Annotated in this window: 18 protein-coding genes; 11 read left to right on the plus strand and 7 right to left on the minus strand. The window is 42.5% G+C overall.

The window, feature by feature from the left end; translation table 11 throughout:
- Nucleotides 1–19 precede the first annotated feature (19 nt).
- Nucleotides 20–2,044, minus strand: coding sequence for a PAS domain-containing hybrid sensor histidine kinase/response regulator (locus NMG48_RS04480; protein WP_271254165.1), 2,025 nt, complete (start codon nt 2,042–2,044; stop codon nt 20–22).
- A gap of 855 nt (nt 2,045–2,899) precedes the next feature.
- Here NMG48_RS04480 and NMG48_RS04485 point away from each other — a divergent pair.
- Complete coding sequence (locus NMG48_RS04485; RefSeq protein WP_126388465.1) at nt 2,900–3,133, plus strand: DUF2949 domain-containing protein; 234 nt, start codon at nt 2,900–2,902, stop codon at nt 3,131–3,133.
- A gap of 6 nt (nt 3,134–3,139) precedes the next feature.
- Here the strand turns inward: NMG48_RS04485 and NMG48_RS04490 are convergent, their stop codons facing one another.
- The 3 genes from NMG48_RS04490 to NMG48_RS04500 form a co-directional block, all read right to left on the minus strand.
- Nucleotides 3,140–3,409, minus strand: coding sequence for a MoaD/ThiS family protein (locus NMG48_RS04490; RefSeq protein ID WP_271254166.1), 270 nt, complete (start codon nt 3,407–3,409; stop codon nt 3,140–3,142).
- A gap of 197 nt (nt 3,410–3,606) precedes the next feature.
- A complete protein-coding gene (locus NMG48_RS04495; protein WP_271254167.1) occupies nt 3,607–4,581 on the minus strand; it encodes a PhoH family protein in 975 nt (324 codons plus the stop codon).
- A gap of 56 nt (nt 4,582–4,637) precedes the next feature.
- Nucleotides 4,638–5,678, minus strand: a complete 1,041-nt coding sequence (locus tag NMG48_RS04500; RefSeq protein WP_271254168.1) for a peptidylprolyl isomerase — start codon at nt 5,676–5,678, stop codon at nt 4,638–4,640.
- A gap of 284 nt (nt 5,679–5,962) precedes the next feature.
- On the opposite strand from NMG48_RS04500, the gene NMG48_RS04505 reads away from it, so the two are divergent.
- The 3 genes from NMG48_RS04505 (at nt 5,963) to NMG48_RS04515 (ending at nt 11,385) form a co-directional block, all read left to right on the plus strand.
- Entirely contained in the window at nt 5,963–7,894 is a 1,932-nt protein-coding gene (locus tag NMG48_RS04505) for a PAS domain S-box protein (RefSeq protein ID WP_271254169.1), read from the plus strand.
- A 384-nt stretch (nt 7,895–8,278) separates the two neighbouring features.
- Nucleotides 8,279–9,817 carry a hypothetical protein gene (locus NMG48_RS04510; RefSeq protein ID WP_271254170.1) on the plus strand — a complete coding sequence of 513 codons (1,539 nt, stop codon included), beginning with the start codon at nt 8,279–8,281 and terminating at the stop codon, nt 9,815–9,817.
- A 266-nt stretch (nt 9,818–10,083) separates the two neighbouring features.
- A complete protein-coding gene (locus NMG48_RS04515; RefSeq protein ID WP_271254171.1) occupies nt 10,084–11,385 on the plus strand; it encodes a dihydrolipoamide acetyltransferase family protein in 1,302 nt (433 codons plus the stop codon).
- A gap of 524 nt (nt 11,386–11,909) precedes the next feature.
- Here the strand turns inward: NMG48_RS04515 and NMG48_RS04520 are convergent.
- Complete coding sequence (locus NMG48_RS04520) at nt 11,910–12,320, minus strand: hypothetical protein (RefSeq protein WP_271254172.1); 411 nt, start codon at nt 12,318–12,320, stop codon at nt 11,910–11,912.
- 298 nt (nt 12,321–12,618) lie between these two features.
- Here NMG48_RS04520 and NMG48_RS04525 point away from each other — a divergent pair, with 298 nt between their 5' ends.
- The 3 genes from NMG48_RS04525 (at nt 12,619) to NMG48_RS04535 (ending at nt 14,769) form a co-directional block, all read left to right on the plus strand.
- Complete coding sequence (locus tag NMG48_RS04525; protein ID WP_271254173.1) at nt 12,619–13,200, plus strand: Uma2 family endonuclease; 582 nt, start codon at nt 12,619–12,621, stop codon at nt 13,198–13,200.
- A 25-nt stretch (nt 13,201–13,225) separates the two neighbouring features.
- The gene (locus NMG48_RS04530; RefSeq protein ID WP_271254174.1) at nt 13,226–13,909 is read left to right on the plus strand and encodes a Uma2 family endonuclease; all 684 of its coding nucleotides are present in this window, start codon (nt 13,226–13,228) and stop codon (nt 13,907–13,909) included.
- Nucleotides 13,910–13,983: 74 nt separating this feature from the next.
- Nucleotides 13,984–14,769, plus strand: a complete 786-nt coding sequence (locus NMG48_RS04535) for a DUF3120 domain-containing protein (protein ID WP_271254175.1) — start codon at nt 13,984–13,986, stop codon at nt 14,767–14,769.
- 212 nt (nt 14,770–14,981) lie between these two features.
- Here the strand turns inward: NMG48_RS04535 and NMG48_RS04540 are convergent, their stop codons facing one another.
- Nucleotides 14,982–16,412 (minus strand): AmpG family muropeptide MFS transporter, encoded by a 1,431-nt coding sequence (locus NMG48_RS04540; RefSeq protein ID WP_271254176.1) that lies wholly within the window; start codon nt 16,410–16,412, stop codon nt 14,982–14,984.
- Between the two features lie 738 nt (nt 16,413–17,150).
- Between NMG48_RS04540 and trxA the strand changes: the two genes are divergently transcribed.
- The 4 genes from trxA (at nt 17,151) to NMG48_RS04560 (ending at nt 18,834) form a co-directional block, all read left to right on the plus strand.
- Nucleotides 17,151–17,480, plus strand: a complete 330-nt coding sequence (gene trxA, locus NMG48_RS04545; protein ID WP_126388501.1) for a thioredoxin — start codon at nt 17,151–17,153, stop codon at nt 17,478–17,480.
- Between the two features lie 166 nt (nt 17,481–17,646).
- Nucleotides 17,647–18,195, plus strand: coding sequence for a bifunctional pyr operon transcriptional regulator/uracil phosphoribosyltransferase PyrR (pyrR, locus tag NMG48_RS04550; protein WP_271254177.1), 549 nt, complete (start codon nt 17,647–17,649; stop codon nt 18,193–18,195).
- 56 nt (nt 18,196–18,251) lie between these two features.
- On the plus strand, nt 18,252–18,494 hold the full coding sequence (locus tag NMG48_RS04555; protein WP_271254178.1) for an AbrB/MazE/SpoVT family DNA-binding domain-containing protein: 243 nt from the start codon (nt 18,252–18,254) through the stop codon (nt 18,492–18,494).
- Nucleotides 18,484–18,834 carry a type II toxin-antitoxin system PemK/MazF family toxin gene (locus NMG48_RS04560; RefSeq protein ID WP_271254179.1) on the plus strand — a complete coding sequence of 117 codons (351 nt, stop codon included), beginning with the start codon at nt 18,484–18,486 and terminating at the stop codon, nt 18,832–18,834. Before NMG48_RS04555 ends, NMG48_RS04560 begins: the two co-directional genes overlap by 11 nt.
- Before the next feature lie 27 nt (nt 18,835–18,861).
- Here NMG48_RS04560 and cobM read toward each other — a convergent pair whose 3' ends face one another.
- Entirely contained in the window at nt 18,862–19,635 is a 774-nt protein-coding gene (gene cobM / locus NMG48_RS04565) for a precorrin-4 C(11)-methyltransferase (protein WP_271254180.1), read from the minus strand.
- Nucleotides 19,636–19,686 lie beyond the last annotated feature (51 nt).

The following is a 19,686-nucleotide window of genomic DNA, read 5'->3' on the forward strand; positions in this document are numbered from 1 at the left end:
TTCATGCTTAATTGCTGAGTTACAAAATACTGGTCTGACTGTAGATATATTTCAGATTTAAATACTCAGCCATTTTTGCAAAAATCTTATCTTCTGTGAAGGGTTTAGCAATCAGGCCATCGAATCCATGAAGATACAAGTCCTCTTCCCTAAGATCAACAAGATTTGCAGTTAGAGCAATGATCCGAACTTTTTGAGATGCTGGAATTTTTCTCCTTGATTCAAGTTCTCTGATTGCTGAGGCGGCTTCATGCCCATTTAATATTGGCATTCTGACATCCATCCAAATCAGATGCGGTGACCAATCTTGCCAAAGAGCGATCGCATCTTGACCATTGCTCACTTCACGGACTTCAAAGCCCAAAGGCGATAGAATTCTATTTAAAAGTTGACGATTTAGACGAATATCTTCAGCAATGAGAATACGGTAGGATGGACTTCCTTCAATACCAATTACTCGATTTGATGACTTAGTAGTTAGCTCTTCATCAAATAGATCTAGGGATTTTAGGGGAATATGAAATCTAAAGGTAGAGCCTTCTCCTAATTTACTAGTTACGGACATGTCTCCACCCATTAGCTTCACATAGTTATGACTAATCGATAGACCTAGCCCAGTACCTTCTTGCGATCGCCGACCAGAGGCGGTTTGGACAAATGGTTGAAATAGCGTTTTTTGTTCCGATTCAGATATACCTAAACCTGTATCTTCAACTTCAAAATAAAGGTATTGATTAGGCTCCGAACTGTCACCATCTCCTATATTGACTGTTTCTGGAAAAACTCGGACATAAATGTGACCTGTATTGGTGAACTTGATAGCATTGCCAATCAGATTAATTAAAACTTGGCGTAATTTACCTTCATCGACATAAATATAAGCAGGTACATCAGGAGCAATCTTAAAATCCAATAACAATTCTTTTTCTTGGGCTTTCAGAGATAACATGTCTCTGGCAGTATCAACAATGTCATAAAAATTGCATTCCTTGGCTTTCAGCATGACACTTCCAGCTTCTAGCTTAGACATTTCTAAGATGTCGTTAATCATTGTGAGGAGATGATTACCGCTATTACAGATAGTCTGGAGATCCGATTGATGTTGGGCATTGAGTTCTTGGTCATACAACATCAGTTGCGCGAAGCCCAGAATGGCATTGAGGGGAGTTCGCAATTCATGACTCATATTTGCCAAAAATGCTGCCTTAGAACGACTTGCTGCTTCTGCTGCTTCTTTGGCTTGCTGGAGATCGCGGGTACGTTCATCGACACGATGTTCTAATAGGTTTGCCTGTTCTCTCAATTTGGTCTCGGAATCACGCAGGGCAATTTCTGTATTTTTGAGTAAAGTAATGTCATAGAAGGTGCTGAGTAAAACTTGTTCACCTTTGAGCCAGAGTAAATGTAGTGAAGCTAGTACCCAGATCGGTTCTCGATTTGCTTTGCACAGACGAATTTCATAATCGCGCACACTTTGAGTTTGCAAGAATTGCTGCTGTAGCTGGTTCCATTCCGATTCTAAATAAAAAAGGTCAGTGATAGATTGCTGGATCAGATCTTGAGATTCTCTATGTAGCATCGTGCCAGCACTAGTATTGGCATAGGAGATTACTCCATTAGAGATATTGCTGACCAGCATTGCCATACTGGTAGATTCAGCGATCACCCGAAATTGTTCTTCGCTTTGGCGCATTGTCTCGACGGCACGATTGTACTGCTCGTACTCGATCGCATCACCATGTTCTGTTGCTGTCGCTAACATGATTTCGAGATCACTTTTATCGCGATAGACAATTTCTAAGATGGATTGCAAGGTAGCCTGTGCCATCTTGCGTTCAATAATTTCACTTTTTAATCTTTTATTAACTTCTAGCAACTCTTCTTCTACAAGGTCACCATGTTCAATTGCCGTTAACAAAGAGTTTTCTAGATCAGAATTTTCCATCTGAAGTCGGCTGACTTCCATCCGTAATTCTTTGACCTCTTGCTGAAAAGCTTGCCAGTCTTTCATTGATATTTCTTCAGAAGTCTTGGGGGTATTCATGGGGTCAAATTGATCGCATCAATGTAAGTTACTACGAACAGTGAATATTTAGGAGCGTCATAATTATGTAGTTACCTTAAAACAATCCTAAGTCATGTATATAGAGTTTCCCAGTCCAGTGAAGTACAGTTTGACTTCCCTGCCTTCGGTGAAGAAATAAAACTCTGTACCGAGCTTGCTTGAAAAGCGCTATAGAAGCTAGTGACGATTTATATGAATCCCAGCCGCAGGTTACGCTTCCCGTCAATTATTGCTAATTATTTAGGATTGGTCTGTATACAATCCCTAATCCTAAAAGATTACTTAAATTTATTATGGGATGTAGATGTTGACTTTGATGCAAATTTTTTGACATTTTTATTAACCACCTCAGAATTATTACAATCCCGAAGTTAGTTGATTCTAAATAGCTGGAAATAATTAACCCAAGTTGCTACCTATTCATTTAAGACTAAAGTTAAAATAAAAAATGCTAGATTTTTATATAAAAATAGCGTCATTTTGGACTTAGCGAGGCTGTTTTTAACTTGTTTTGAGCCGATTTTTAATAGGTAGCAACTTGGGTTAATTAACAGAGTCAAGACCTACGGCGCACGCACAGTATACTCCACAGGTTTTCTGGGGTTGATATTTACTTGCAACCAACTACTTAACACAACTGAATCAATACCTTAAAGATAGAATATAAAACCTAAAACTTTAGAGGTATTTACTGGAGTGATTTAACAACTTTTTAGCTTTTCTTAAGTATTATGGTACTCGCTTTAAAAATAATTTTGACGGACGTTGATAGATGTGGTAAGGTGCGCTACGCTATTAATCCAAATCGCTAAAGTAGATAGTTGTTTGATTTCAATGAATTATCAATCCCAGACATACGCGATCGCTAGTCGCCAAGAAGATTTAGAACGACACCTGCTTGAGGCATCAGTTGTTGATGGAGAGCAGTTGGCGGTTGCCAAACGCTGGCAAGAACGCCAAGAGGGACCTTTGTTAATGATTTTGCTACAGCTTAGTTTTATTGACTTACATCAATTTAGTGGCTTACTAGATTGGTCTGGTCATGGACGCATGGATACTAGTTATTAGTCATCCTTAGCCGCCACTAACAGGGGGAATCAGTGCTACCTCATCACCATGTTTTATGACTGTACATGGATCTACAAAGCTTAAATTAACTGCATAACGGGTTAGCGATCGCCATTTTTCGAGGCTCGGTTGCTGTTCTACAAAGCGATCAAATATTTGCGCTACCGTAGCGCCTGTTTCAAGGCTTATATAAATCTCATCGGTAGCAAATACTTCTTGAAAAATCGCGAATAGTTTAACCGTGACCTGAATATTTTCAGGAGTTGATGCAGTCATAATTGTTACTTTAAATTTACGACAGGCAGGGAGGCTTACGCCCCTTGCCAAGAACAACAAAGGTGGTGCATTGCGCCGCCTTTATTATTCTTGGTAAGTAGCTAGGCATAAATAAACTGAAAACCGAAAAGATTGTTCCGCCCGCTACGCGGGCGGAACAATCTCTGGGTTTAGGTTTTAATATGCTCATCTACTTATTATTCTTGGGCAGTATTATTTTCGGCATCTTCATAGGCAGCGATGATGTTATGCACTAAGGGATGACGCACCACATCCGTTTTATCAAAAAAGTTAAAGGAAACACCTTGAACACCTTTGAGAATATTCATGGCGATGACTAGACCAGATTTTTGATGGCGTGGTAAATCGATCTGGGTAATGTCCCCTGTTACGACCATCCGCGATCTAAAACCTAAGCGAGTTAAGACCATTTTCATTTGGGCAGCCGTGGTATTTTGCGCCTCGTCAACGATGATGAAGGAATTGCTGAGGGTACGCCCACGCATATAGGCTAGGGGCGCGACTTCGATAATGCCCCGTTCCATGAGTTGGGGAACCTTCTCTGCGCCGATCATTTCGTGCATGGCATCGTAGAGAGGCCGCAGGTAGGGATCAATTTTTTGTTGCAAATCCCCCGGAAGAAAGCCAAGACTTTCGCCTGCTTCGACGGCAGGACGGGTGAGAATAATTCTTTCAAATTTATTGCTTTGTAAGGCATTAACCGCAGCAACGGCAGCGAGGTAGGTTTTGCCCGTACCTGCGGGCCCCACACCAAAGATTAGGTCATGGGTCTCAATGGCTTGTACATATTGCTGCTGGCGATAGGTGCGAGGTTGGATTGTATCGCCGCGGCGGTTACGGGAAATTGTTGCCCGATCGCGCCATTCGGTAGTGCGTTCCTCAGCGATCGCTTGTCTTGCAGCTCGAATATCGACTGCGGCGATCGCATTTTCCTGTGACCATAGAGGCTTGAGGGCTTTGATCACCTGTTCACAGAGGCTAATCTGCTCAGGTGTACCATCAATTAATAGGTCTTGTCCCCGCAGTACTAGCCGTACACCGATTTCTTCGGCAAGTAGTTTCAGATTTTCCTCACGATTGCCAGCAAGGGCGATCGCACTACTAGGAGTTGGCAGACTAAAAATGTACGGTTCGTTGCGGGGAGTACCCATTAAGTTATTTATCCTCTGACTTATTGTTTAACAATCAGGGGCTTTGCCCCTATTTGTTACTTAACTAAATTCTCAGCGCCACTAATGACACGGGCAGACAAAATTTTGTCACCTAGTCTTAGTTTATCCAAAGTTTCTTTGCCATCGGTGACATAACCAAAAACAGTGTAGTTACCATCCAGCAAATTTAAACCTGCGGGCGTAAGTTCTGATTCAAACAGGTAGATAAAAAATTGAGAGGAACCAGCGTTAGGATTATCGTTAGGATGCGCCATGGCAACTGTACCAAAGGCAGCAAAAGGTAACACTGGCACAACTCCAGATAAACCTGTTTCTTCAAAGGTTTTGCCATAGTTAGGGACTTTCTGGTCAGGTAAACGCACTTCGATTGGCACAGTTCGATATTGCTTGGTCTTCGGATCGATATAGCCATCGGCTGCTCCATCGGGATCGCCTGTTTGCAGATAGTAATTTTCATCGGCTCTGGTAAAGGTCAGCCCATCATAAAAGTGCTTCTGTACAAGATCGATAAATTGACCTGCGTTAACTGGTGCGTTATAACCATCAACGGTAATGATGGCATTGCCTTTTTCGGTCGTTAGCTCGACTAGTGCGCGTCCTTTAAGTTGAGGCAAGCTGGCATATTGAGCAGGAACAGCAAAGGGAAACTCTTTGATCAGATCCGATTCCACTAGTCCCACATAGTCCAAAGACTTCTCGGACAAAGCCTTAACATTATTCCGATCCTTGATCTCGATCGCTTCCTGTAGTGGCACAAGGGCTTTTTCTAAACTAGCTAAATGTTCAGTCACAGTTGCTTGGCGATCGCTACTTGCGGCGGCAATTAAATCTGCTTTATTTTGACTGAGGGTTTGCACAACAGTTTCGATATCTTTTTTGAGACTGCTCCACCGCTTGAGGTTTGCTTGGCGGGGCATTTGCTCTAGAGTGCGTTGGACATCACGCAATACATCATTTTCAATCGGCAGAGCATTTCGCAAAATAATCCGAGGATCTTTAATTGCACTTTTAGTGGGTAATGCTGCCATACTCGGTTGGGTGGCGATCGCAAATACCATCATTAAAGATGTCACCATCACAGAGGCGATAAAGATAGTCGCACTCTTGAACCACGAAGTTCTATGAGTTCTATAAAAAGTATGATCTAATCGATCTAACTTACGATCTAAATTAAGATTCAACATTGCATCCAAAACTAAACTAGCCACTAAAATGCTATTTCATTTGGTTGCACTGTTAGGCAAACTTACTCTGATTTATAGCGAATCGTCACCTAAAGGAAAGTTGTCGTGTGAAACACCATCCCTTCCCTTGGGCTTGAGACAATGGCTACAATGCTCTTCTATGGGGAAAATTCATTATGACGGATGCAGGTATTGATCCAACAGTAGATCATGGCTCGAATATGCCGATGGATGAATCTGACCTATCAGCTTTACAGAGCGATCGCCTCCTTCGGTCGATCATGGAAAATGTTGCCGATTTAATCGCTGTGATCGATGCAAGAGGGTATCGCATCTACAATAGTCCCTCCTATCAAAGAGTTTTGGGCTATTCCTCCGCAGAACTGCAAGGTACATGGGCCTACGACAAAATTCACCCTGATGATCAGGCCCAAGTGGTGAAGGCGGCGGAAGAGACTTTAAAAACAGGGATGGGCAAGGTTTTAGAATATCGAATGCAGCATAAGGATGGGACTTGGCGCATTTTGCAATCTTCGGGGAGTGTGATGCGTGATGAGCAGGGAAATGTGCAAAATATCGTAATTGTTGCCCATGATATTAGCGATCGCAAAATGGAGCAGTGGGAACGTCGCCGTGCTGAGACGGAGCTAGAGCGATCGCGCCAAAGCTACAAAGATCTGGTCAGGCGCGAGGAGATGTTAAACCGTCGTCTGGCTAGCCAGATTCGCAATTCCCTTGATTTAAATACAATTATTGCGACTGCCGTTAATGAAGTACAGGATTTATTACTTATTGATTTGTGTAATTTCTTTTGGTATGTGCCTGATACTGATCCCCCAGAATTTCAGTTAGTCCATTTTGCTACCACTGAAAGCGCACGCATAGCTGATCCCACCTATCCTCTAACCCAATTAACTACAGTTGGTCAGCGCTTACTCAAGCAAGAGATTATTCAAATTCAATCGATTTATACCAACTTGGACTTGGATGATCTCAGTCGGGATTTGCTAGCAGAGAGGGGATTTACTTCGCAGTTACTAGTACCGATTAAAACCCGATCCCAAAAATTGGGCGTAATTGTGGCTGCCCATTGCCGAGGTAGTCGTCCTTGGATTGCCGATGAAGTGGAGTTATTGCAAGCGGTGGCAAACCAATTAGCGATCGCGATCGATCAAGCGGAGCTATTTGACTCGGTACATGCTAATGCGGCTGCCTCGAAAGCCCAAGCCCTCAAGCTAAAAAATGCCCTTGCCGATCTCCAAAAAACTCAAAGTCAGCTCATCCAAACCGAAAAAATGTCCAGTCTAGGGCAGTTGGTCGCAGGAGTCGCCCATGAAATCAATAATCCTGTGAACTTTATCTATGGCAACCTCAACTATACAAATCGGTTTGTCCAAAGTTTACTAGGGCTAATCGATTTGTATCGCCAAAGCTATCCAGAGCCAACCCCCGAAATTGCCAGTTTCTTAGAGGAAATTGATTTTGAGTTTCTCCAAGAAGATCTCCCGAAAATGCTGACATCGATGAAAATCGGGGCAGAACGAATTCGCCAAATCGTGCTGTCTCTGCGAAATTTTTCCCGCACCGATCAAGAGGGACGCAAGCCCTTTAATATCCATGAAGGTTTAGACAGCACCCTATTGATTTTACAAAATCGCTTCAAAGCCTATGGCGATCGCCCTGCTATTAATTTAACTAAGCATTATGGGGATATTCCGATGGTGTATGCCTATGCAGGGCAACTCAATCAGGTATTTATGAATATTTTAAGCAATGCGATCGACGCGATCGATGAGGGACTGCATCACAAGGATATGGCTAGTGAAATTTCCATCATTACAGAATTGAAGCAACCAACAGTAGCGACGCAGCAGCCAACGGTCGTAATTCGGATTGCCGATAATGGGCAAGGCATTCCTGAAAATATTCGCCAAAAACTCTTTGACCCTTTTTTTACAACTAAGCCTGTGGGTAAAGGCACAGGACTAGGGTTATCAATTAGCTATCAAATTGTAGTTGAGAAGCATCAGGGTAGACTGGAATGCGTTTCGACCCTTGGGGAAGGCACTGAGTTTCGGATTGAAATTCCGATAGGTATGCCAGCTTAGTAATCATGCAACCAGCTTAGATGCATTGTAACTCTCTACGGCAAAGATGTTGGAGGGTTAAGACTGACTAAGTAGCTGGGCATGCTTAAAAATCAGAGCCAAAACCTGTGGCGCACGCTGCGCGTGCGCCACAGGTTTTGGGGTTTTATATTTAATTGCGCCCACCTACTTATCGCTATACTTTCTAATTTTGAAATGTGATGGCTGCGATAAGATCAAGTTACCTATAAAGATGGCGCAACAAAATTCAAAATGCTAACTTAATAGATCTCAAAGTACATTTTTGAACACGTACTCCCCCATAAACTAGTCAGAGGCTTCATTCGGTTCATTGCTAGCCCTTCAAAATTGCATTATTTTGCGCCCCAATGCGATCGCCCAACCATGACACAATCCCCCAACAATAACAACGCATCACCTCTACAAAATATCTTCTCTTGGGTTAAAAATACACCTGAGCGAGCAATTGATGAGGCTTTTGAGGCGGCTGTCAATATTAAGCGGATCGAAGAAGAAAACTTTAATGGCAATAAAATTGCTAACGATGGCAGTTTTAGTAGCAGCGTATTTAGCGTCTTTGAAATCCAGCTTCAGAAGTATCTCCGTACCATCAATCTAAAATTGAATTTTTATAAGGTAAGCGCCTCATTGCCGTACCTTCAAGCCCAAAGTTCAACCAATCAGGCGAATACTGCGATCGCTAAATATGCGCCCAACAATCAGGATCAAGATCCTGTTAGTAACGGCGACCTATCGGCTAATCAACTTGGTGGGAATAGCCGTAAATTTTCTATCTATCAGAAACTCGCCTTTATTGACTACATCCTCGAAAAATATAACAAGGCAAGCGATCGCATTATTGATGTGGATTTTAAGCCATCAAGTAACTATTCCGATGTCAATCCCGACTCAGCATTGGACAATGACTCTGAAGAGGATGACAAGTTCCAAATGTTTAAGAATAGTAAGTCCAAAAGCTATAGACGCAGTCCTCAACAATCGACACCCGTTGAAAAAAGCATTCTTCCGGGGTCATTTTTTAAAGCCTTTGATCGCGTCAAACGTAATCTGAGTGGTTCATATTCTGATTACGAGAAAGATATTGTTGAGGAGTTGCGGCAATCGCGCGAGCGAATCAATCAGGCTTTGCGCTACATTGCTATCCTCATTGTTTCTGTAATTGCCGTACAGTTTTTATCCAAGGCTTTAATCTTCAGCCCCATGATTAACAGCTTTGTGGATACAAATAGTATGGTCATCAAGTTTAGCCCTGCGGTCGAAGAAAAAGCCTTTAAATCATTACAAGCCGCTAAAGAAAGGATTGAATTTGACTACATGATCAAAGCAATTGCCCTTGAAGAATCGCGAGCGAAACAAGAACTAAAGAAGCAAGAAACTCCTAAATCTGAGGCATCTAAAACTGAAACTGCTAAAGCCGAAGAACCAGCAAATGAAAAACCTGAAAAAAAATCTTCAGAGGAGATCGAGGCTTTAATTCAACAAGAATCAGTCAAGATTTTGAAGAAATATAATGAAGAAAGTCTCAATGGTGTTAAGAACCTACTTGCAGATCTAACTGCCGCTTTTGTCTTTTATCTGTTTCTGCTCTCAGGACGTAAAGAGATCAAAACTATTAAAGAGTTTCTCGATGAAGTCCTCTACAGTCTCAATGACAATGCTAAAGCTTTTTTAATTATTATCTCTACAGATACTTTTGTCGGGTTCCACTCTAGCGAAGGCTGGGATGCTTTATTAACAGTTGTATTTGAGCATTTCGGACTACCTGAAAATAAAGTTTTAGCCCAGTCTTTTATCTCCACTGTTCCCGTATTTCTTGATGGGCTATTCAAATTTTGGATTTTCCAATATCTGACCCAAGCTTCACCTGCTACGGCAACAATTTATCGAGAAATGAACGAATAACTAAAGGGGACGCAAAGCGTCCCCTTTAGTTTAATTAGCAAAACCAAACCTATGATGAACGCGCATCCTATACCGCATTCAGAGAAAATTTTGAAGGCTCGGCAAAGCCGAGCCTTCAAAATTTTCTCTGGTTTTTAATTCAGTGCAAAGCGCTGTAACCAAAACACGTTAAGATTTATGATGGCGTTTTGAGATGGCATTGCGACTTCAGCCATTGACTTTGTTCGCTGTAAAACAGATTTTATACAGACCCTGATAAATTCCCTATGATTTACGAAATTTTCATGCCCGCGCTTAGCTCCACCATGACCGAAGGTAAAATCACCTCTTGGGTGAAATCCCCTGGCGATAAGGTGGAAAAAGGCGAAACTGTCGTGATCGTAGAGTCTGACAAAGCCGATATGGATGTCGAAAGCTTTTACGAAGGCTATCTCGGTGTAATCATTACCCCCGAAGGCGAATCTGCCCCCGTTGGATCGGCGATCGCCTATGTTGCAGAAACTAAAGAAGAAATTGAAGAAGCCAAGAAAAAAGCGGCTGGACAATCTGCTGCTCCTGCAACTAATAAGCCCGAAGAACCACCTTCCAAATTAGTATCTGCCCCCACAGCGGCATCTGTCGCTTCAATCCCTGATGTTGTTGTGTCCTCACCTCGCAAATCTGCCCCCGCAGCATCTTCTGGTCGTCAGATCGTATCCCCCAGAGCCAAGCGCATCGCCAAAGATAATGGTGTTGACCTCACCAAGATTGCAGGTACGGGGCCCAATGGTCGGATCACTGCTGCTGATGTTGAAGCCTTCCTAAGTCCTGCTTCTGCACCTGCGCCTGTTGCCGCACCCGCACCTGCGAAGGTATCAGCCCCTGCCCCTGCTAAAGCTGCGGCTCCTGTGGCTTTAGGTACTGCTCAGTCCTTAACGACTTTGCAGAAGGCTGTCATCAATAACATGAATCAGAGCCTCTCAGTGCCTACATTCCGCGTGGGCTACACGATTACTACTGATGCTCTGGATGTTCTCTATAAGCAAGTTAAGTCTAAGGGCGTGACCATGACTGCACTTTTGGCAAAGGCTGTAGCGGTAACTCTGCAAAAACATCCTTTGGTGAATGCAAGCCTCAGCGATCGCGGTATCGAGTACAAGAGCAATATTAATGTTGCCGTTGCGGTGGCGATGGATGACGGTGGTTTGATTACGCCTGTATTGCAAAATGCGGATCAAACAGATTTGTATACTCTCTCTCGCAATTGGAAAGGTTTAGTCGATCGCGCCCGTGCGAAGCAATTGCAACCCGATGAATACAACTCTGGCACATTCACGATTTCCAACTTGGGTATGTTTGGCGTGGATCGCTTTGATGCGATTTTGCCCCCCGGAACTGGTGCAATTTTAGCGATCGGTGGTTCTCGTCCTCAAGTTGTAGCAACTAAGGATGGTGCAATCAAGGTTGCTAGTCAAATGCAAGTCAATCTCACTGCTGATCACCGTGTGATCTATGGCGCTCATGCGGCACAGTTCTTACAAGATCTAGCCAAGTTGATTGAAACCAATCCTCAGTCTTTGACCTTGTAATATTTCTGGCTATTTATCAAAAAGGAGGTCGTAGCATCAAGTACTACGACCTCCTTTTTTTTAATCTGTAAGCTTATCCGTAGTAGACAGACACATCTAATTTGGTGCAATAGATTTCAGATTAATGCTTATTTTACAAACACCTTAAGGCTTGCCTAACGCACTATTTTAGCTAACCCAAGTTGCTACCTATTAAAAATCGGCTCAAAACAAGTTAAAAACAGCCTCGCTAAGTCCAAAATGACGCTATTTTTATATAAAAATCTAGCATTTTTTATTTTAACTTTAGTCTTAAATGAATAGGTAGCAACTTGGGTTAGCTATGTCTATCCAGTAGGATGTGTTAGCGCTAGCGTAACGCATCCACACTTTTTCTGTTGTCGAGTAATTTATCCAAATCAAATCGTGTTTATTGGGTTAGTTCCGACTTCCCTTAAACCCACTACCTAACGTTTAAAATGATTTGCAGTAAAAGTATCCAACTTAGACCAAAGAGTTTTATGATGTCTGCTCTATCTCAATTGTTAGCCTTTGGAACAAACCATCTGTAGAGTTTGTACCGCATATATTGCCCCAATAGATGGTTTACCAACCTCATAAATGACACTGTGTACTGTCCCATCTTTCATCTGAATACTCATAAGATCGACTGCCCGAAACTTTGAATGCCCCTTGAAATCAACCAAATATAATTCTTCGATCTCTCGAACTGAAGCTTGAGACTTGACACCTTCGTAACTGTAATGAATAAAGCGTGATGAAAATATCGACCAATTTCTTAGATCAACCATTACTACCAGAATCGGGAGTTCATCCGTTTCAAAAATACATCTGTCGTTGAGTAGCTGCTGTGTTTTGGGGACAAGATCATCCCAGAATTTGGTGTACTGCCACAAATCATAGTCCATAATTTTACGTCTAATTGAGGCGGACACCACTTCTAGGATACTTTTATCAGTCTTACCACTCATAGATTTTTATAACAAAACTGCATGAATCTCCACTCACTCCTAGAAGCCTGATCTCAACACACAGCTAATAGCAAAGACAAGCTCTGTCGTAAGTAAATGGCTGGACAGAGTCAGCGATCGCATACGGGTTAATCACTATTCCAAACTCACAAATGAAAGCTATGTACAGTATACAATTGAAGAACTAAAAAGCCATTGTTGGAGTAAAACAAGAACTATAAGACTGGGTACAAATTCACACTAAACAAAAGAAATTAAAGCCATGACGATCGCCACAGAAAAAACTAAAGCTAAAGCCAAAATTTGGACTGATGAAGAGTTTATGGCTCTGCCCGATCGCGGCGATCGCTACGAAATTATTGATGGGGAGTTGGTAACTTTGGGTAACTCTGGCATGGAGCATGGGAATATCGGCATATTCCTTGGGGGCTTAATCGAAATTTTTGTCAGACAGCACCGTCTTGGTGTTACCTGCGACTCAAGTACCGCTTTTAAAATGAAAGGTGGTAACAAGCGATCGCCTGATATTTCCTTTGTAAGCAAAGAACGTCTAACGGGTCTGAAACGCTTACCTCAAGGATTTTTTGACGGTGCGCCAGATTTAGTTGTGGAAATTATTTCCCCCGGAAATACCTTTGAAGAAATCCATACCAAGATCGAAGAATATTTTGCCAGTGGAACACGATTGCTATGGATCATCCATCCCGATGAACAATATGTACTGGTTTACCATAGCCCCCAACCCGATCGCCTACTGCGCGGTGATGATATTTTGGATGGAGAAGACGTAATTCCCGATTTCAAGGTGGCTCTCAATGATTTATTTAGAACCCTAGATTTTTAACATCGAATTTTCGAGGTGAGTCGTTATGATTACCATCCCTAAGTCGCTTGAAATAAATACAACAACTCATGTTGAAAAATCTCGACCTATTGCCGAACAAAGGATCTGGCTAGAAAACATCAGTTGGCAAACCTTCGAGCGATTGCTGGAAGATATAGGCGATCGTCGCAGCACTTTATTTCATTACCTCAATGGAAACTTAGAAATTATGTCGCCAATGGCGCTACATGAGCGCAGTAATCGGTTTATTGATGATTTAATTCGGGTGCTGTCCGATGAGCTAGAGATAGATTTATGTAAATGCGGCTCATTATTGATGCGGATTCCTGAACTCAAGATTGGTGCAGAACCAGATTCTTGCTATTACATTCAAAATGAGCCAAAGGTTCGCAACCAAGAAGTAATTACGATGGGGCAAGATCCGCCCCCCGATCTGGTTTTAGAAGTTGATATTACTAATCCTAGCGATCGCCGTTTACCGATCTATGCTCAACTCCAAGTCCCTGAAATTTGGATCTACGACGGCTATAGCTTAGAGTTTCTAGGCTTAGAAAATGGAGCATATCGCCAAATAGAACATAGTCTGTCTTTTCCTAACTTACCTGCGGCGAGAGTAGTGGAGTTTGTACAGAAGCGATTTGAATTAGGCGATCGCCAAGCCCTCAAAGAATTTCGGCAATGGGTAAGCGATAACCTTAAAAAAAGCTAGAGTCTGGTTTAGCCTATTCCCAAAGCCTGTTAGTATGTTAAGTAATAATAATTAACATAACTTTTTAAGATACTTTGTTTTTAAATCCTGACAAGGTTGAACTAGAGGAGCGCACCTTAGCACGTTCTACATCAACAGTTCAGGCTTTACCCTTAACTGTCAAGGTTACGTCCGCGTTTCCCCAATATTTATCACAATATTTGCTAGCTGCCGCCTCACTGTTACAGCATTGGCGCGTCTGGTTTGCTGCTCTATTTTTAGTATCCGTCCCCGTCTTTTTTGAAGCTCCCCTTGTGCGCTATGCCCCTTGGTTGAGCCTGATTTGTACTGTCGGTTGGCTAGCGATCGCTAAGCATCTCCGAGAAGAACCCAAAACCAAAACATGGGGCAGCTTAGTCTGGGGTTTTAGCCTCACTTGGTTATGTGGCTCCCTCTATTGGGGATGGCTACGCTGGGAACCTGCCTATCATGTGCCTGTCGAAGCTTTAGCTTTACCTTGGGCAATTTGGGCAACTCGCCAAGATACATACCGCGTTGGTGGTTGGTTTTATATCGGCTCATTGTTAGGAACAGCGATTACCGATCTTTACTTCTACATCACTCATCTTTTCCCCCATTGGCAAGCATTGATGCAGGTGGAGTCAGATCTTAGACTCGCTCAGCCAATTTTAAAAAATGCCTTAGCTCTTGTCGAAACTCCTTGGGGGATGACATGGGCTTGTATTCTTGCCGCATTGCTCTTAGTAACAGGTAATCGCGCCATGCGATCGCCGCAGCTTGGGTATTGGGCATTTGGTGGCGCAGTGCTGGGGACGATTTTTGTCGATTTAATCTTTTTCATTGTGGCGATCATCAACTAATCCCAAACCACAAAATGGCGCTGCCATTTTGTGGTTTTAAAATCCAAAATTAAAAGAGAGAGGGCGCTATGCGCCCTCTCTCTTTTAATTTTAGGCAAATAAAAACCCAGCGTTTGGTGCGCTGGGTGCAGTCAGTTTAAGGCTTCATTGGTAAGTAGATTACTCGAACGCATTCTACTCTTACCTCACGCGATCGGGTGAAATTTACATATCTAATCCATTGGTAAAGAATCTACCTTCTTAAATTCTCCATTCCAAGGTGCGAAGAATGGTAAGAACATCATCCCCGGAATTGCTAATACCAGCGTCAATAGGAAGAATAGCGCCCAACCTTTGCCATCACTGCCAGCGAACCATACGATTTGATTGATGGCATCCCATGAGGGTATATTGCGCTGAATGAATTGGGCAGATTCTCCAGAAAATGGCGAAGCTAGGAGATCGCGCCCGACGGCAAACAAACTTGATAGTAAGGCAAACTGAGTTGCGGAAAAGCTAGGATTGCACAACACCATTAAAAAGCCTAAAAAGCCTGCGGTTCCGAGTCCTCCACAAAAATTCTCGACGTTAATCGCAGCAAGTAACACATAATCATTTTTGCCAACTACGGAAATGGCATAATAGCCAATATTGCTAATCGCTTGCAGAAATCCAAATACCCATAGTGATCGATTGACCCCAATTTTGCTTAAAATTGCGCCCCCTGCTAAAGTTCCGACAATCGTGGCGACTAATCCAATTCCCTGACGCACAGTACCAATCGTGCCATCATCAAACAAAGTTTTTAAAAATGGAACTGCCATTTTGCCAACCATCGCATCGCTAAATCGATAGAAGATCGTAAACACAAGTATTAGCAATACTTTGGTCACACCTAAGCGTTGAAAGAACTCCTGAAAAGGCTTAACTACGGCTTCGTCTAAAGAAGCTGGTCTTGCCTCAACTTCGGGCGGCTCAGGTGCAGCGATAGTGGCAATTAGCCCAAGGCTCATCACAATGGCTAGTAATACATATACCCAAGCCCAACCAAATCTACTGAGACTTAAGCTTGTAAAACTATAGTTAGAGAGAAACTGTGAAAAAGAAGATTTCCAACTTAATCGAGTCGCTAAATTAAAACCAATAAATCCCGCAAATAGTAGGGCTATTCGATATCCCATCACCCAAATACCTACTCCTGCACCTACTTCCTGAACTCTTAAGACATCGGTACGATAAGCATCGATCGCAATATCTTGGGTAGCACTTAGAAAAGCAAGAATTAAGGCTGTAAATGCCAAGATTGGTAAAGCGCTACTACGGTTGGGTACATCTAATTGGTCAACTGTAAACATTTGCAAAGCGATCGCTAAAATTGCGACCACTAAACCAACTTGAGTTAAAGCAATCCAACCTCGCCGCCTACCTAAAAATGGCGGAACAAAGCGATCGATTAAAGGAGACCATAAAAACTTGAGGGAATATGGCAGTGAAACTAAGCCTAGCCAACCAATCGTACTGAGGTCAAACTTAGCACTGGTAAGCCATGCGCGGAACGCATCATCGGTTAGGGCATAGGGTAAACCCGATGCAAATCCTAATGCTAAAAGAGCCGCCATTTTGCGACTCTGAAAAACCCGAAAAAATTGGGCGATCGTATTCATATTAAAGAATTAGACTACAATATATATGTAAGCGGAGACGCAAGTTTCCGTTCACTCCTCACACCACATTCCGCCTGAGCTTATGAGCAGCAAAGGCGGTTTCTTATTTTTTGCCTATGGGAGGCAAATTAGGGTAAAGCCTGAGTTTATGAGCAAACGTTCTTAATTTTTTGCCTATGGGAGGCAAATTAGGGTGTTGACTGAGCTTGTGAGCAGATAAAGGTAGTTGGTAGTTTCTTATTTTTTGCCTATGGGAGGCAAATTAGGTGTTACCTCAGCTTATAAGAAGCAAAAGGTGTTTTTTATTTTTTACCTATTGGAGACCAATTAGGGTGTTGTCTGAGCTTATAGTCAGCAAAAGACGTTTTCTTAAAAAGGCAGTTTCTTATTTTTACCTATGGGAGGCAAATTAGGGTGTTGCCTCAGCTTATAGAAAGCAAAAGGTAGTTTCTTATTTTTTACCTATGGGAGGCAAATTAGGGTGTTGCCTCAGCTTATAGGCAAAAAAAGTAGTTTCTTATTTTTCTGCACTAAGTTGTTTTTGACAAATCTTATGTTGCGGTTCGCCTTACTGTCACTGTATTAGTGAGCTTGGCAAGGTAATTTCAAGCTAGTCTCTATGGTAAGCATAAATGTTACAATTCTGGTCTTTATCAAATTTGGGATGCTAACTGTTATACTAGCTACACATAAATTTTGACAGTTAAAAGTTTTTAGTATTTAGGGAGTTAGCAAAGCATGTCATCAGCGATCGCAGTCACAGATGCTAGCTTTGAGCAGGACGTACTTAAAAGTGACATCCCTGTTCTAGTAGATTTTTGGGCACCTTGGTGTGGACCATGCCGTATGGTTGCTCCTGTAGTGGAAGAAGTAGCTGCACAGTATGAAGGCAAAATCAAAGTTTTCAAACTTAATACCGATGAGAATCCTAGCGTAGCTGGACAATATGGCATTCGCAGTATTCCCACGCTCATGTTATTTAAGGGTGGTCAGCGCGTGGATGTGGTTGTAGGTGCTGTCCCTAAGGCAACACTATCTACCACTATTGAAAAGCATTTAGATAGTTAACTAATTTTTCGGATCTGCTTACAAGAAAGAGTGGACGCAATGCGTCCACTCTTTCTTGTAAGCAGATCTCTGTGGCGCACACTGAGCGTGCGCCACAGAGATCTGCTTACATTTCAGAAACTTGGTATTATTTAGATCAATCAAGTTCATTTCACGAAACTAAGTTGTGCCGCAATCTAAGATTGTCGAAATTTTATCTGCTGATGAGTTACGTCGGACGATCAATCGTCTTGCTTCCCAAATTGTTGAAGCTAGTGATGATTTAGCCAATGTTGTCTTGCTCGGTGTTTATACTCGCGGTGTACCTTTGAGTGTAGCGATCGCTAAGCAGATTCATACCCTTGAAGGTGTGCTAGTGCCAACGGGGGCGCTAGATATTACCTTTTATCGTGATGATCTTGATCGCATTGGCTTGCGGACACCAAGTAAAACTGAGCTTCCCTTTGACCTCAATGGTAAAACAGTGGTCTTAGTAGACGATGTGATCTATAGTGGGCGGACAATTGGGGCAGCGCTGAGTGCGATCCATGATTATGGTCGCCCTAAGGTGGTGAGGTTACTAGTCTTAGTTGATCGCGGTCATCGTGAGTTACCAATTCATCCTGATTATGTGGGGCGAACTTTGCCCACCTCTAAGGATGAACAGGTAAAAGTATTTTTAAGTTCCGCAGGTGATGATCGTGATGGCGTGGAGTTATTTAAACCTATAAACTAAAACAATCAGCTAGAGAGTTGGCAAGCTTCTATAAGGTTATTAGCGCAGTACTTAATATGCAGACAACACAAAAAATTCTAGCCTCAAAAGTAACTTCTAAATTTCAAGCCACAATCCCTCAAAGCATTCGCAACGCTATGGGTATATCACAAGGGGATATAGTTGTGTTTGAAATAGAGGAGGGAAGAGTCTTTATCAAGAAATTACAGCCATTAAATTTAGATTACCTCAACGCAGTATCAGAAACCCTGAGTGAGTGGGCATCTCCAGAGGATGAGGAAGCATATCGTGACCTTTAATCAATTTGATGTGGTTATTGTTCCTTTCCCATTTACAGATACTGCTAGTACAAAACGACGACCTGCACTTGTAATTTCTGATCATGTCACTTTCAATGCTCCTACGAACCGCAGCGTGATGGCAATGATCACAACTGCCAAGCACTCATCTTGGGTTCTTGATGTCAATATTCTTGACTTGCCAAGTGCTGGATTGACGTATCCTTCTATAATTAGGATGAAATTATTTACTCTAGATGACGTACTGGTTATCAAGCGTATTGGAGCTTTAAGTCAAGCGGATCGAACGGCAACGCAAGAAGCGATTGCACAGCTTTTTAGACTAAGTCTTGAAGCTTAATACTTGGCTTGGGTTAATTGCTATCAGCTAAGTAGTCCGAAAAAGTCGTTTGTAGTGAGAACTATATAACTGCGATTTAGTACCTTTGCTCATAAATTTTTTTACATGATTTAATGCGGGACTAATCACAAATAGCGTGGTTCTAGTCAGATTCTCTTCACGAGTGACTGTAGCCATTTCCAATAGGGGAACCGTTAAAATCTTTTCATCTTCCCAACCTAAGCGATAGCAAATTGCTACAGTAGTATCAGGTGGATAATGTTCGATGAGTTTTGATTGGGCGTTCTCGACATGGTGAGCGCTGAGATAAAGACATAGTGAAGCTTGATGGGCAGCAAGTCTTGATAATTCTTCTTTTTCAGGAACTTGAGTACGTCCGCTGATCCGCGTGAGAATAATTGTCTGTACGATTTCGGGAACTGTTAGCTCTACTTGTAAACGAGCGGCGGCTAATTGGAATGCGCTCACCCCCGGAATTATTTCAAAGGGAATTTCGGCTTCACTAAGGGCGATAATTTGTTCTTGAATTGCACCATAGAGACTAGGATCGCCATCATGGAGGCGGACTACTAATTTATGAGATCGTACTCTGTCGATCAGAATTGTGACTATTTCTTCGAGGGATTTGCTAGCGGTGGGAATAATTTCGGCATCGGGACGACAAAATTGCAGCATCGAGTCAGGAATGAGGGAGTTCGCATAGACGATGACATCGGCTTGGGTGAGGAGGTTGCGTCCTTTTACGGTAATAAGATCAGGATCACCAGGTCCTGCGCCAACAATATAGACTGGTTCGAGCATTACATTCAACAAATAGAGAGGGTGCAAAGCACGCTCTCTATTATGTCATTG

The organism is Pseudanabaena sp. Chao 1811 (assembly GCF_027942295.1).
Lineage (GTDB): Bacteria > Cyanobacteriota > Cyanobacteriia > Pseudanabaenales > Pseudanabaenaceae > Pseudanabaena.